The organism is Polyangium fumosum (assembly GCF_005144585.1).
In the GTDB taxonomy this organism is placed as follows: Bacteria; Myxococcota_A; Polyangia; order Polyangiales; family Polyangiaceae; genus Polyangium; species Polyangium fumosum.
The window spans coordinates 132,048-145,518 of the sequence record NZ_SSMQ01000013.1 but is presented as its reverse complement, the minus strand read 5'-3'; the positions used below and the strand labels follow the sequence as shown (position 1 = coordinate 145,518).

Annotated in this window: 9 protein-coding genes; 3 read left to right on the top strand and 6 right to left on the bottom strand. The window is 69.6% G+C overall.

The window, feature by feature from the left end; translation table 11 throughout:
* Window positions 1-31: 31 nt before the first annotated feature.
* On the bottom strand, window positions 32-1,888 hold the full coding sequence (locus tag E8A74_RS15135) for a L,D-transpeptidase (RefSeq protein WP_232379568.1): 1,857 nt from the start codon (window positions 1,886-1,888) through the stop codon (window positions 32-34).
* A 230-nt stretch (window positions 1,889-2,118) separates the two neighbouring features.
* Here E8A74_RS15135 and E8A74_RS15130 point away from each other — a divergent pair, with 230 nt between their 5' ends.
* From E8A74_RS15130 to E8A74_RS15120, 3 genes are all read left to right on the top strand, one after another.
* The gene (locus tag E8A74_RS15130; RefSeq protein ID WP_136929704.1) at window positions 2,119-3,657 is read left to right on the top strand and encodes a hypothetical protein; all 1,539 of its coding nucleotides are present in this window, start codon (window positions 2,119-2,121) and stop codon (window positions 3,655-3,657) included.
* Window positions 3,658-3,767: 110 nt separating this feature from the next.
* Window positions 3,768-5,000, top strand: coding sequence for a hypothetical protein (locus E8A74_RS15125; protein ID WP_136929703.1), 1,233 nt, complete (start codon window positions 3,768-3,770; stop codon window positions 4,998-5,000).
* Window positions 5,001-5,188: 188 nt separating this feature from the next.
* Window positions 5,189-5,449 carry a hypothetical protein gene (locus tag E8A74_RS15120; RefSeq protein WP_136929702.1) on the top strand — a complete coding sequence of 87 codons (261 nt, stop codon included), beginning with the start codon at window positions 5,189-5,191 and terminating at the stop codon, window positions 5,447-5,449.
* 204 nt (window positions 5,450-5,653) lie between these two features.
* On the opposite strand, the gene E8A74_RS15115 is transcribed toward E8A74_RS15120, so the two are convergent.
* The 5 genes from E8A74_RS15115 to gmk all read right to left on the bottom strand — a co-directional run bounded on the left by E8A74_RS15115 (window position 5,654) and on the right by gmk (window position 13,460).
* Complete coding sequence (locus tag E8A74_RS15115; RefSeq protein ID WP_232379564.1) at window positions 5,654-9,832, bottom strand: hypothetical protein; 4,179 nt, start codon at window positions 9,830-9,832, stop codon at window positions 5,654-5,656.
* A 132-nt stretch (window positions 9,833-9,964) separates the two neighbouring features.
* Window positions 9,965-10,939 carry a hypothetical protein gene (locus E8A74_RS15110; RefSeq protein WP_136929701.1) on the bottom strand — a complete coding sequence of 325 codons (975 nt, stop codon included), beginning with the start codon at window positions 10,937-10,939 and terminating at the stop codon, window positions 9,965-9,967.
* A 78-nt stretch (window positions 10,940-11,017) separates the two neighbouring features.
* Window positions 11,018-11,944, bottom strand: a complete 927-nt coding sequence (locus tag E8A74_RS15105; protein WP_136929700.1) for a PfkB family carbohydrate kinase — start codon at window positions 11,942-11,944, stop codon at window positions 11,018-11,020.
* Window positions 11,945-11,955: 11 nt separating this feature from the next.
* Complete coding sequence (gene mtnP / locus E8A74_RS15100; RefSeq protein ID WP_136929699.1) at window positions 11,956-12,834, bottom strand: S-methyl-5'-thioadenosine phosphorylase; 879 nt, start codon at window positions 12,832-12,834, stop codon at window positions 11,956-11,958.
* Window positions 12,831-13,460, bottom strand: a complete 630-nt coding sequence (gene gmk / locus E8A74_RS15095; RefSeq protein WP_136929698.1) for a guanylate kinase — start codon at window positions 13,458-13,460, stop codon at window positions 12,831-12,833. Before gmk ends, mtnP begins: the two co-directional genes overlap by 4 nt.
* Window positions 13,461-13,471 lie beyond the last annotated feature (11 nt).

The window sequence follows — 13,471 nt, the reverse complement described above, 5'->3', positions numbered from 1 at the left end:
GGGAGGCCCGGGTTTCTGGTTTTCCGGAGGGTTACTCGTGGACGACCACGAGCGTGCCGCGGTTGTCGGGCGTGGACCAGACCGCGTGCCAGCCGCGGGGGAGGCGAGGCTCGCTCCAGAAGAAGATCTTCTTCGCGTCGAGCGGGGAGAGGTTCACGCACCCGTGGCTCATCTCGCGGCCGAAGTTCGAGTGCCAGAAAGCACCATGCAGCGCGTACGAGCCCTCGAAGTACGCGACGTAGGGGACGTCCTCGATGCTGTACGGCAGGTCGCCCGCGACCGTGCCGTCACCGTCCATCGTCACCGCGATGTGCTTCTCGCGGATCCGGAACGTGCCCTTGATCGTCGAGTGATCCTTCGCCTTGTTCGTCGACTTGCGCCCCGGCGACACGAGCGCCGCGTACACAGGCTTGTCGCCCTCGAACGCGACGATCGTCTTGCGCGTGATGTTCACGTCGAGCCACTTCTCGCCCGGCGCGAGGTCCGCCGGCGGCGAGCCCGGCTCGGTGTACGTGGCGTCGACGCCCTTCATCCACCAGCCCTCGGTGGTCTGCCGGTACACGACCGACTTCACCGTCGCCGTGACGCCCGTGAGCCCGACCGCGGTGAAGCGAGGCGCCGGGCCCTTCACCTTCACGTTCTTCTGCTCGTCGTCGATCTCGAACTTCGACGACTTCGTCGCGAGGATGAAGCCGACCTGCTTCACGCCCTCGGGGACGTCGATGCCCTGCGAGGCCGGAGGCTTCACGATGTACATGCGGTCGCTCGGCGCGACGAGGCCCGCCGTGGTCTTGTACCAAGTCCGGCTGTTCCACGAGAACGTCTTGTCCACCGCGACGAAGAAGCCCTTCACCATGCGCTTGGCGACGGTGCCGTCCGCCTCGGACTCGAGCTCCTTCAGCGTGACGTTGACGGGCTTGCCCGGCTCGAGCTGCTGCCACCAAGGCTTCGCCGGCTCCTCGATCGCAGGCCCCGCGTCGAGCATCGCCGCGACCTCGGCCGAAGGCATCGGCGCAGGCGCGCTCGGAGCGCCTTCCTGGACCGCCGGAACCGCCGTGGTGTCGGCCGCAGCCGAGGTGCTCGCCGAAGGTGTGGCCGCAGCCGACGCCGTTTGATCCTTCGCCGCCTCGTCCTTGGCCGCGCTCTCGGCCTCCTCTTCGGCCTTCTTCTTGCGGCGCGCCTTCTTCGCCATCTCGAGGTACGGCTCGTACTTGATCATGTCCTCCTTCGAGGGGACCGATCGGTAGAGCGGCGTGCCATGCGCCGTGTTGTAGGCGTAGCGGTACGGCAGCACCTCTTCGAGGTTCGGCGACGTAATCCCCATCCGAACCTGGGGGTTCGAGAGATCCGTCGTGGAGTACTTGCCGCAGACGTAGCCGCCGTCGAGCAAGCGGTACCAACCCTGCTGGCACGAAGCGTTCTTCGTGGGGTTCGGATCGACCGGGACCTTGCCGCCGAGCCGGATGTAGCCGAGCCGCTTCTTGCTCGACTCCATCGTCGGATACACCGGCGTCTGCACCGCCAGCGCTCCGAGGAGCGGGCCGGTGTACGGCTTCTCAGCCTCCGCGACCGCAGGGCTCGCGTCTTCGGCGGCGTCGGCGCCCGCGTCGCGGGTGTCGGCCGGCGTCGCCGTCGCGACCCGCGCGGAGCCCTTCGGCGCCGGGGGCGTCGTGGGAGGAGGGGCGGGGAGCTGGGTCGTGCGCGTGGGCTTGTCGACCGACGCGCCGGGCGGCGCATCCCCATGGCAGCCGCTGGCCCACGCGACGGCGCTCGCGAGGCCCGCCGCCACCGCGAAGCCGAGAGCACTCGCCACGAGCGTGGAGGGCGCCTTCGCCTCGGGAGGAGGCGGGGGCGCAGGCTCGCGACCCGCCGGCACGCGGGAGTTCATCGCCACGCGGGGCCGATCTTGTTCACGCCGAGGCCGATCCACTGGAGAGCTTCCCATCGCCGAAAAAAGTGCCTCGTCTTCCCGACCAGACGGGCTCGGGGGTCTTCGTACCCGTTCCTGCATCGTCGATCCAGTTCTCTGCAAAAGGGATGAGAAAGCCGCTTGAAAGGAACGTGCCACGAAGCGCTCGGCCCGATGACGCCCGGCGAGGCGCTGCTACCGTAGGGGCCGTGGAGCAGCGGACGCAGCCCCGTGGCCGAACAGACACGAAAGAAGCGCCGGCCACGGCCCTCTCGCGCATTCGTGCGGCCGCTCCACGCGCCTTCGTGGTTGCCCTGACGATCGCGCTCCTCCTGCATCTGCCGCTGCTCCCGACGCGCCTGTTCGCTTGGCTCTCAATGCTCTTCGGCGATCCGGTCGAGATGGTCGACATGGAGGGCGAGGTCGTGATCCCCATCGATCTCGATCTCGTGCCGGGAGAAACCCGAGCGCCCGCGCCGGATCCCGAGCCCACCGCCGCGGAGCCTGATCCTTCCGCCGAACCCACGAAGCAAGCCGAGATCAAGCCCAAGAAGAAGGCGGAGCCGGCCGACGCAGGCCCGGACGCCGAGGCGCCGGACGCAGGCCCCGACGCCGACGTCGAGGACGCAGGCCTGAACGACGCAGGGCCGGAGGACGCGGGGACCGCCGATGCAGCGCCGCTCGCTACGGATGGCGGCACGCAGGCGCCCGACGCAGGCGCGCCCGTCGCGGAGCTGCCGGACGCAGGTGCGGACGTGGAGGCGGTCGCGAAGGTGGAGCTGGATGCGGGCTTGGATGCGGCCGCCCCGGTGCCCGTCGCCGAGCTGCCCGACGCGGGCGCCGATGCGGGAGGCCCGAGGCTCAAGGATCCGCTCGCGGCCGCGGGTTCGGCTGCGGATATCGCCTCGAAAAACCCGAACGTGCAGGTGCTCATCGCCGGCGACAGGATCCGCAAGCACGAGCTCGGTACCTGGTTCAGCCGCATCCTCGTGGGGATCCCGCAGTGGCAGTCCTTCTTCAAGGACACGCCCATCGATCCCATCCGCGATCTCGACCATCTGCTCATCGCCGGCCCGCAGTTCCGCGACTCGCGCAAGGTCGTGGCGGTGATGGACTTCAACGTGCCCGAGCCGAAGATTCGCGCCGCGATCGAGGCCATCGTGAAGCGCAGCCATCCGCCCGGCCACTGGCTCGACGACACGCCCGTGCCCGCGGCGATCGCCAAGGCCGACAAGGGCGAGCGCATCTTCGCGCTCGTCCCGGGCAAACGGATCCTCGTGGTGTTGCCCGCCGACGCGAAGGGCGAGCTCGCGAAGGTGAAGTCGACGAAGGGCTTCAACAAGTCGAGCGGCGTGGGGATCGCGCTCTCGATGGTCACGCCGCACCGGGCGTTCACGGGCCTGCCGTTCCAGATCCCCGACACGTTCAAGTGGATGCGGCTCTCCGTGACGCCCACGGACGACGGCGGCGCGGACGTGCTGCTCGAGGCGCAGGACAAGGACGCATCCCTGGCCGAGAAGCACGCCGGGGAGCTCGGGCCCATCGTCGAGGGGTTCCGGAAGGTCGAGATTCCTTTCCTCGGCCGGTTCGAGGTGCTCGGGCCGACGCCGTTCGTCGCCGAAGGGGACCTGGTCCGCGCCACCACGCACGTAACGAACAAGCAGCTCAAATACATCATGAGCGCCGTCGAGCAGCAGCTCGCGAAACAAGCAAAAGCCGCGGAAGAGGGCGGGAAAACTGCCCCCTGACGCGCGATGGCCCCCACGACCGCGCCTTCGAAAGAGCCCGGAAGACTAGCCAGGGCGCGCGCGTTCGGTTAAGTCGACCCGCGCGCGACGCGCGACAGAGCACGCCTGCCATGCCCGCCGACCAAACGCCCAAGTCGACGCTTGGGGCTCCGGGTCGCCTCACGGCGCCCTCCGCCCCAATCCCCGAAGTCCTCGCCGAGCTCGCCGGTCATCCGCGCGGCGACGATCTGGCCCGCCTCGTCCACGCCATCGCATTCGCCTGCGCCGACGAGCGAAGGACCTCGCTGCCCGACGGAGCCCGCGACGCCGCCGCCCGGCTCGGGCTCTCCACCGAGGACGCCGAGACCCCCTTCGGCAACGTGCTCGCCGCGCTCGAAAGGAGCCCGAACGAGCCCACAGGGCCCGCGACACGCGCGCTCCTTTCCGCGCTGCTCGCCCGCGGCATCGCGCTCGCCCCGCCCGAAGGCGTGGAAGCCGAGCGGCGTGTGATCGAGGCGCTCGCGTGGGTCGCCGCGCATACGCCGCTCGACGCGCTCTCCGCGGCAGACGCCGCGCTCGGGCCGAAGGCAGACGGGCTCTGGCGGGAAGCCGCGGCGCTCGTACGCAGAGCCGACGAAGGCGCAGCGCCGCTCGTGGGGCGCGCAGGAGCGCTCGTGGTGGCCGCGGCGCTCGGCGCGAGCACGTCGGCGGCGGCCCGGAGCGAGGCCAAGACGCTCGCCGCCGAGGCGCGTGATCCCGTGGTGCGCGCGCTCCTCCAGGACGCGCGGAGCCCCGGCGCCGCCGCGGCCGCAGGCGAGCTCGTCCCGCCGCCGCGGGGCCCTCTGGCGCTCGTGCTGCTCGCCGTGACGGGGCTGCTCTTCGTGCTTCCGCTCGCCCGTCTGATCGGGCGTTTCGTGCTCCGGTACCGTTGCCCCGCGGAGATGCGGGTCTCGCCGCGCTCGATCACGGTGCTCGCGAAGACGGAGCTGCTCGGACGAACGGTGCGCGAGCGGGAGATGGTCTTCCCGGTCGAGGGGCTCACGCGCGTGGCCCGCGAGGTGCGGTATCCGCGGCTCGCGATGTACGCAGGCCTCTTCGCGCTGGCGATCGGCAGCTACATCGGCGTCTCGCTCTTCGTCGACGGTGCGCGCGCGGGCTCGCCGGATCTGCTCGGGATGGGCGCGCTGCTCGTGGCCGTCTCCATCGCGATCGACTTCGCCCTGACGAACCTGATGCCCGCCTCGCGCGGGCGCTGCCGGGTGGTGCTCGTGCCGCAGAAGGGCCCGACGGTCGCGCTCGGCCGCCTCGACCCCGCGCTCGCGGACAGCGCCATCGGCCGTCTGCTCCAGGGCAGTTCGTCCTGACGGCTCCGCGGACACCTCTCGGAAAAACGATCGAGAATTTGGCCCGACGCGCGCGCCTCGGATAGGGGACGTCGTGTACCGGCGATCCGGCGCGCGTGGCGCGGCCGGGTGGGCGAGGACCGACCCCAGAGGCTGAGCGCGTGGTGCGCGGCCGAGGCGGCAGCCTGCCGGATCGGGAGAGGTGTCTCATGCGACGCAAGAGCGAGATGCTGGCGGAGCTCAAGCAGATGTTGAACGAGGCCCTCCGCGCGCAGAGCGCGGGCGCGAGCCACACGAAGCTCGCCAAGGCGCAGGGCGCGGTCGACGGGTACATGCGGGCGCTGCTCGACTCCGGCGTCGCCACGAAGCAAGAGCTGCTCGAGCTCGTCGCCGCCGAGCGCGCGCGGGTGAACGGCCCGGCGACGCGTGAGATGCTGCTGGAGACGGCCGCGGAGATCGCCGCGGCCTGACGGGGTAGGGGAGGGGATTGGGGCGAAGGGCGCCGCAGGCGACCCGAAGCCCCAAGTGTTGAAGAGGTTTGGGGCGAAGGGCGCCGCTGGCGACCCGAAGCCCCAAGTGTTGAAGAGGTTTGGGGCGAAGGGCGCCGTAGGCGACCCGAAGCCCCAAGCGCTGAACGGGAGGGCGCGCCCCGAAGCGCGCGCCCTCGTCGTGCGTCAGGGCGAGACGAGCGCGACGTCGCCGCGCGGCCCCGCCTCGTCGAGGCGGCGCCACCAGTTGACGAGCACCAGCCTGCCGTCGACCTCGATCGGACGCGAGAACGCGCCGGCGAAGCCCTCCTGCTCGATGGCGCGCACCTTCCAGGTGATCTGATCGCCCGTCGGCGTCCCCACGGCGTACCGGAGCTGGCCGGCGGTCGCGTCCTGGTAGGTGATGTGAATCTCGCCGCTCGGACCGACGTAAATCGACGAGTCGTCGCCGACGAGGTGTTGCCCGTCGTCGAACTTCTTCGTGCCGTCGACCGTGAGGCCGTCGTCCACGATGCCCGTGAGCTTGACGGTCGCGCCCTTCGTGACCTGCGCGTAGCGGAGGCCTTCGGACAAACCGTCGACGTAGGAGAGGTGCCAGTCGCCCTTCTCGTCGATGAAGAGCGAAGCGCCGATGCCCATGTCGCCGGTGTCCGTGCCGTCGGCCGCTTGCCCGTCGATGATCGTCGTCTGCCACATGCCCGCGTTCTTCGAGGCGATCACGAGGTTGCCCCGGATGCGATCGTAGAACGCGACGCCGAGGCCCCCCGAGGGATCGAGCGCGACCGAGATGTAGTCGCCCGCGGCCTCGGGGTAGGTGTCGATCTTCGCGGCGTCGACCGTGTCCGAGCACTGCGTCGCGCCGCCGATGTCCACGCACGCCGAGCCCGAGCCGCACTTGGGCTCACAGGCCGTGAGCTTCTCGTGGCATCGGCCCGTCTCCTGCACGCACACGTCGCCGAGCGCGCAGTTGTACGCGCGGCAGGGCGTGGCCTCGTCGACGGCCACGTCCTCGAACGTCCAGTCCGCGCCCGTCGGCGTCGCGGTCGTCGCCGTCGCGAGGCGGACCTTCGACGAGACCGCGCCGTCCTTGCCAGGCTCGATCGAGAGGTACGCGATGGTGGGTTTGTCGCCCGCCATCACGAGCTTCGCGTACCGCCCGATGTCCGCCTGCCCCTTCTGCTCGACCGTGACGACGTTCCAGGCGCCGCCCACGCGCTGGGCGAACTTGAGGGCCTTGTTCGTCCGGTCGTAGTAGGCGACGGCAGGGCTTCCGTCGCTGCCCGTGGCGATGCTCGTCCACGTGCCGACGTCGTCGCCCGACTCGATCTGGCCGCCCCGGAAGCCGTTCTTGTTGAACTTCGCCGGATCGACCGCGGGCTCGGCCGGGACGCCGTCGATCGCAGCCCAGCCGACGTTCTCGCCGTTCCACGTGCCGACGACGAGATCACCCCAGCTATTTTCGTTCGCCCAGTCCGCCTCGACGTACCCGGCGATCCAGACCGTCTTGCCCGAGACCGCGACCGACGTGTACGCGCCGATGAGCCCGGGATCGAGCGTCGTGCAGGTCGGCGCGACGCAGGTGTACCCCGACTGTCCGATCGCGCTGTCGTCGCCGCCGCAACTGCAGCCCGCGAACGAGCCCGCCGTGCCGATGATCGCAAGCCCGGAGAGCGCGCGGATCGTGCGGCGCGCCGCAGCACGACGCGCGGGCGCAGGCGCAGGCGCGGGCTTCGCAGCCGCGGCCTTCGGCGAACGGCGACGGCCGAACCGGATCACCGCGCCGAGCAGCGCGAGGCCCACGAGCCACATCGGCTTGCCCTGCGTGCGATCGTCGCCGACGACGGCGCAGCCGCAGCCCTCGCCCGTGATGAGCGCGCGACCACGGATGAGCGCCTGCGAAGCCTCGGCCACGTTGCCCTCGGCGTCCTCGGCCTCGACGTCGATCTCGGCCGCCTCGCCCACGTCGATCGCGCCGAGCTCGGTGGCGGGCTTCCACGGAGACCACGCGCCGCCGTCGAGCCGGTAGCGCACGCGGGACTCGCCGCCGCCGCCCACGAGATCGCGGACGTTCACGGACACGCGGTTGCCTTCCTGCACCTCACCGACCGTGATCACGGGCGGCTCGGCGTCGATCACGACCTCGATCTCGGCCGGCGTCTCGTCGAGCGTCTCGGGCTTGCCCACGACGCGCGAGCGCACGCTCACCGTGTGCTTGCCCTGCAGACGCAGCCACTCGTCGCGCACGTCAATGTTCCGCTCGCGGGTGAACGGCTTCCACATGCCGTGATCGACGCGGTACGAGTACTCGACGGGCACGGCGCCCGTATCGCTCGGCGACGACATCTGCAGCGCCACGACCGGCGTGTTCTCCTCGTCCACCGTGCCGAGGCGGAAGCCCGTGCGATCGAGCTTCTTCTCGATCACGCGCGCCGTCGTCTCGATCGGATCGGCCTTCGCCCCGGAGCCCGGGTTCGGGGCCAGGGGCATCGCCTGGCCGATGCCGAGCGTCGCGAAGATGCCGAGGTAGCTGTCGCTGCCCTTCGCGAGCTTGCGCAGGCCGGCCGAACCCTGACCTTCCACGCTCTCGGGGATCGTGAGCGTGAGGCCCACGGAGTCGAGCGCGCCCGCGATGTCGATCGCGTTGATCCCGCCGAGGAACTGCGAGCCGAGGCTGCCGATGAGGCCCTGGAGCGCGCTCGCGATGACCGCCGGATCCTCCCGGAGGAGCTCGGAGTTCGTGACCACGCCGTTCGACACGCCGATCTTGTCGAGGACCGGGAGCAGGCCGTCCGGCGTAACCGTGAGGTTCACGGGGACGTCGAGATCGAAGGTCGCCGTCATGAAGCGGATGAAGCGGTCCGTCGACCAGATGTAGAAGTCGAACGACGCTTGCTCGAGCTTCACGCGGATGAGCGGATCCGTGTTGATGTCCGTGCCGTTGCCGAAGGTCGCCGTCGGCGGGCGGCCCGGCCGGATGACGAGCGCGACCTGCTGCGGCTCGCGCTGGAGGCCGAGATCCTTGAGCGAGCTCGCGAGCAGCGCGAGCGTGCCCGAGGCGAGCTGCGGCACCGTCTCGGTCGAGATGCCGAGGCAGAGGAAGCCGCTGTTGTACATGCCGTTCAGCGCGTAGTTCGCGAACCGCTCGGAGAGCGCGATCCCGACGTGCGGGCCGTCGAGCCCCGCGGGCCAGTTCGAGACCGTGTTGCCGAGCAGCTCGTCCGGGACCGGGATGCCCGTGGGCAGCCCCATCTCCGAGAACTTCACGCACTGCGAGATCGGCGTGGGCTCCGCGCCGCCGTACATGCCGAGCGTCGCGCCGCCGGCGATCGGGTCGAGATCACCCCACGCGTAGCCGCTGTTGTCCGTCCGTTTGCCGGCGCCGCCGACCGCGAAGAGGATGTCGAGGCCGCCCTTCGTGCCCGGCGAGACGCTGGCGAGGGCCTGGCCGAGGTCCACGTTGCCGTCGGTGCCGAGGATGATCGAGGCGCACTCGTCGCTCTCGGCCGTTCCGTAACGACAAACGCCGCCCACGTCGTTCGTGCCGAGCGGGCAGGGGGGGTTCAGCTCCGCGTTCGCCTGCTGGCAGAGCGCCTCATCCACCTGCTCCCCGAGCGTGCCGAGGAGCTGGTCGTAGAGCAGATCGATGACCAGGCCCTTCATCGCGCCGAGCACGGCGTTCGAGAACCCGCCGCCGCAGAACTCGATCGAGTCCTCGAGCTGGGACTTGTTGACCTCGAGCGTGTTGATCTTGACGCGCGAGTAGCCGTGCCGCGAGTGCGCCACGTTCGTGTCGACCTCGATCGAGATGTCGACGTTCAGGTCGATGTTGGCGAACGCGGCCGGCGTGGTGCAGCCGTTGCCCGTCAGGCGCACGTTCGCGCTGTCGGGGATGAAGAAGTAGACGATGTCGAGCGGCAGGTTCTGCAGCCGGATCGGCAAGGGACCCGAGATCTTGAGGTTGTGCGGCGTCGACGTGTCGATGTTGAGCTTCGCGTTGCCGACGTCGATCTCCGCGACGCACTTCGGCGGGTTCGCGTTCTCGTCGGGTCCACCCGGACAAACGTCGTACTGGATGCCCGCGGTGGAGCCGCTCGTCGAGGGGACGGGGAACGTGACGATGCCGCCGTCGCCGCTGCCGCCGAGCAGGGTCTTGGCCAGCGGCCCGAGGTTCTGCTCGAGGAACGTGAGGCCGGATTGCGTGAGCCGCACCGAGCCGGCGTTCTCGATCCGCGCGGAGGGATCGAAGCCGCCGGGCAGTGGCGTCATGCCGCAGCCCGAGCATCCGCTCGAACAACCACCGCCGGCACAGCCGGCGATGAGGATCACGACCATGATCCCGATGAGATGTCTTAGAAAGCGAGGCATGGCGAAGACCTCCGAAAGCGCCACCGATGGCGGCCTCTCGCACACGCCAGAGGCCGTTTTTTCACCGGATTTGCACGATCGTACGCGTCCTACGGCGCACGCCGCAAGCGTGACGGACGGGACGTTCCCGCGTCAGAGCGGACAGCCGCCGTTGATCTTCACCGCGCTCGCCGCGAACTCCGCGCCTAGCTGCACCGCGTCGGCGCAACTCGCGTCCGCTGCCGCATTCGTCGCGTCACACCAGTCGCCCTTGTAATCGATTTTTCCGTTCGCATCGCGCACGCACTTCGCGATCGGCATCGCGGCGTCGTCCTTGCCCGTGAGGAGCGCGCAGAGCGACTTCTTCGCGAGATCGACCTCGACGGCGTCCGCGTCCTCGAGCGTGATGTACCCCTCGATCTTGCCCGCGTTGACGAACGTGAACTGGTTCTCCTCGGGAAACGGACGGCAGAGGTTCAGCGGATCGAGGCCCTCGGCGTTGTAGGTGCCCACGCAGTTGTTGTTGGACGAGAGCTTTCCGCCAAGGATCTGCGCCTTCTTGAGCGGCAAGAGGATGGGGGCGCCGCCCTCGGCCGTGTACACGGGGACGATGATGTCCTGTCCCTCCGTCACCTCGAACGTGCCCTGGGACAGGTCACTCGAGAACTTGATCGGCGTGATGTTGAAACCACCGATCATTTCGTTCACAAACGAAAAGCCGTCCGCGGGGTTCGCGACGGGCTTCGCGCCGCCCGTGCAGACGGTGTTCGTCGCCGTGTCGAAGTGAAGCAACCACGAGAACGTGCCCTGACCGGACAGGTTGCACTTCGTGTCGTCCAGCGCGACGCCGCCCGCGACCGTCTTGCCGATGAAGCTCGCGGCCGCGAGCGTCGCGGGCTTGCTGATGATGATCTGCGACATGCGCAGGCCGAACTCCGTCTGGCCCGCGTTGTCCACGAGCGCGATACACGTGGGATCGGCCGAAACGCACTCGGCCGTGAGCCCGCAGTTCGCGCCCGAGGGAGGGGGCTGGGAGGGCGGCGTATCATCGCCGCAGCCGCTGCCGAGGACCCCGAGAGACAAAAGCCCGAAGGCCGCGAGCGACGCGGCCACGTTGGAAAAGCGCATCCGTGTTTCCTCCACGCAAAAAGGAGCGCGGAGACTATCACGGACAGCAGCCGCTCCGCGCGGGGCGGAGCGGGCGGATCACATCGTGCTGGCGCCGAACTCGTAGAGCTTCTGGATCTCGGTGACGCGCGCGGAGACTTCGTCGCGCACGAGCACCCCGACCTTCCCGGTGCCTACCGCCTCGACGCAAAACGACGCCGTCGCCGTCGCGTGCACCATCGCGCGTCGGAGCGCGAGCGGCGTGACCTCGGGCTGCGTCGCGAGGTAGCCGAGGAAGCCGCCCGCGAACGAGTCGCCTGCGCCCGTTGGATCCACCTCATCTTCGAGCGGGAAGCCGTGGGCCGCGAACACGCCCTCCTCGTCGAAGAGGAGCGCGCCGTGCTCGCCGCGCTTGATGACGAGGCGCTTCGGGCCACGCGCGAGGATGTCGCGGGCCGCGCGCCGGATGTTGTGGATGCCCGAGAGCTGCCGCGCCTCCTCGTCGTTCACGATGAGCACGTCGATGCGTTTGAGCATCGACGCGAGCAGCGTGGGCTCGCCCGTGATCCAGAAGTTCATCGTGTCGGCCACGACGAGGCGCGGCGAGCGCACCTGCTCCAGCACGTCGAGCTGGAGCCCCGGATGGATGTTGCCGAGCAGGAGAAACGGCGTGTCGCGGAACGCGTCAGGCAGGCGCGGGCGGAAGTCGGCGAAGACGTTGAGCTGCGTGTCGAGCGTGGTGCGGTGGACGAGATCCTGATCGTACCGGCCCGCCCAGCGGAACGTCTTTCCATTCGCGCGCTCGATGCCGCGCGTGTCGATGCCGCGGGCCTGCATCGCGATGAGCACGTGCTCCGGGAAGTCGTCCCCGACGACGGCGACGACACGCACCGGCGCGAAGACCGACGCGGTCATGGCCGCGTACGTGGCCGAGCCGCCCACGACGTCGCGCGCCTTGCCCGAGGGCAGGTCGAGATCGTCGAAGGCCATGGATCCAACGATGAGAATCGGAGAGGACGTGCTCACGGCGGCCCCTTCTAGCATGAGAGATCTGGCAAAAGCCACGACAGCCGCGCCCGCGTCTGCTCGGGTACGAGGTCACGTCGGGTCATGACCGCGTTCGCGAGCGCGCCGTGCGCCGGGCTCGTCTTGGGATCGGGGAGCGTCGACGAGAGCCCACGCAGCGCGCGTCGCGCATACGCCACATTCTCCCGGAGCACCGCGATCACGGCCTCGACGGTCACCGCCTCCTCGGTCGCGTGCCAGCAGTCGTAGTCCGTGGACATCGCGAGCAGCGCGTAGGGGAGCTCCGCCTCGCGCGCGAGCTTGGCCTCGGGCATCGCCGTCATGCCGATCACGTGCACGCCCCAGCTCCGATAGAGGAGGCTCTCCGCGCGTGTCGAGAACTGCGGGCCCTCCATGCAGACGTACGTGCCGCCGCGGTGGAGCTTCTTCTGCGTGCCTGCGAGCGCCTGCGAAGCAGCGTCCGCGAGCGCGACCGAGAGGTGCGGGCAGACCGGATCCGCGAACGCCACGTGCCCCACGACGCCGCCCTCGAAGAACGTGCTCGTGCGGCGCTTCGTGAGGTCGATGAACTGATCGACGACCACGAGATCCCCAGGCGGGATCTCCTCGCGCATCGATCCCACCGCGCTCACGCTGACGAGGTGCGTGGCGCCGAGCTTCTTCAACGCGCACACGTTCGCCCGGTAGTTGATCTCCGTGGGCGAGAGCCGATGACCACGGCCATGGCGCGGCAAGAACAGGAGCGTGGTCCCGGAGTCGCGATCGCGGCCGCGAAACACGACGTCGCTCGGCGGCCCGTACGGCGTCTCGACGTCGACTTCCTCGACGTCTTCGAGATCCTCGAGCGCGTAGACACCGCTGCCGCCGATCACCCCGAGGACGTGGCTCATGTGGAAGCCCCGACTTTCCCCTCCGCGAGCATCTGCTCGCAGAGCAGCGCGTGCCGACCACGACGGCAGCGCTCGGCGAACACCACCGCACGGAGCTGATCGTACGCCCGCTCGAGGTCGTCGTTCACGATCACGTAGTCGAAGAATCCGTAGTGCTCGATCTCGCCCTTCGCCGCCCGGAGGCGCCGCAGCGTCGTCGGCTCGTCCTCCGTGCCGCGGCCGCGCAGCCTGCGCTCGAGCTCGGCGAGCGAGGGCGGCAAGATGAACACGGAGGCGGCCTCGGGCATGCGCGCCTTGATCTGCCGCGCGCCCTGGTAGTCGATGTCGAAGAGCACGCCGCGCGCCTCACGCTTCGCGATCTCGATCTCGGCGACGCTCGTGCCGTAGGAGTTGCCGTGCACGGGCGCCCACTCGGCGAAGGCGTGCTCGCCGATCATCCGATCGAACGCGTCCTTGTCGATGAAGTGGTACTCGCGCCCGTCCACCTCGTTCGGGCGTGGCTTGCGCGTCGTGTGCGAGACCGAAAAACGCAGGTCCGGAAACTCCGCGCGCAGCCGGTTGCAGAGCGTCGTCTTCCCGGCCCCGGAAGGGGAGGAGACGATGAGGAGGAGGAAGTCGCTCACCATTCGTATCGGTC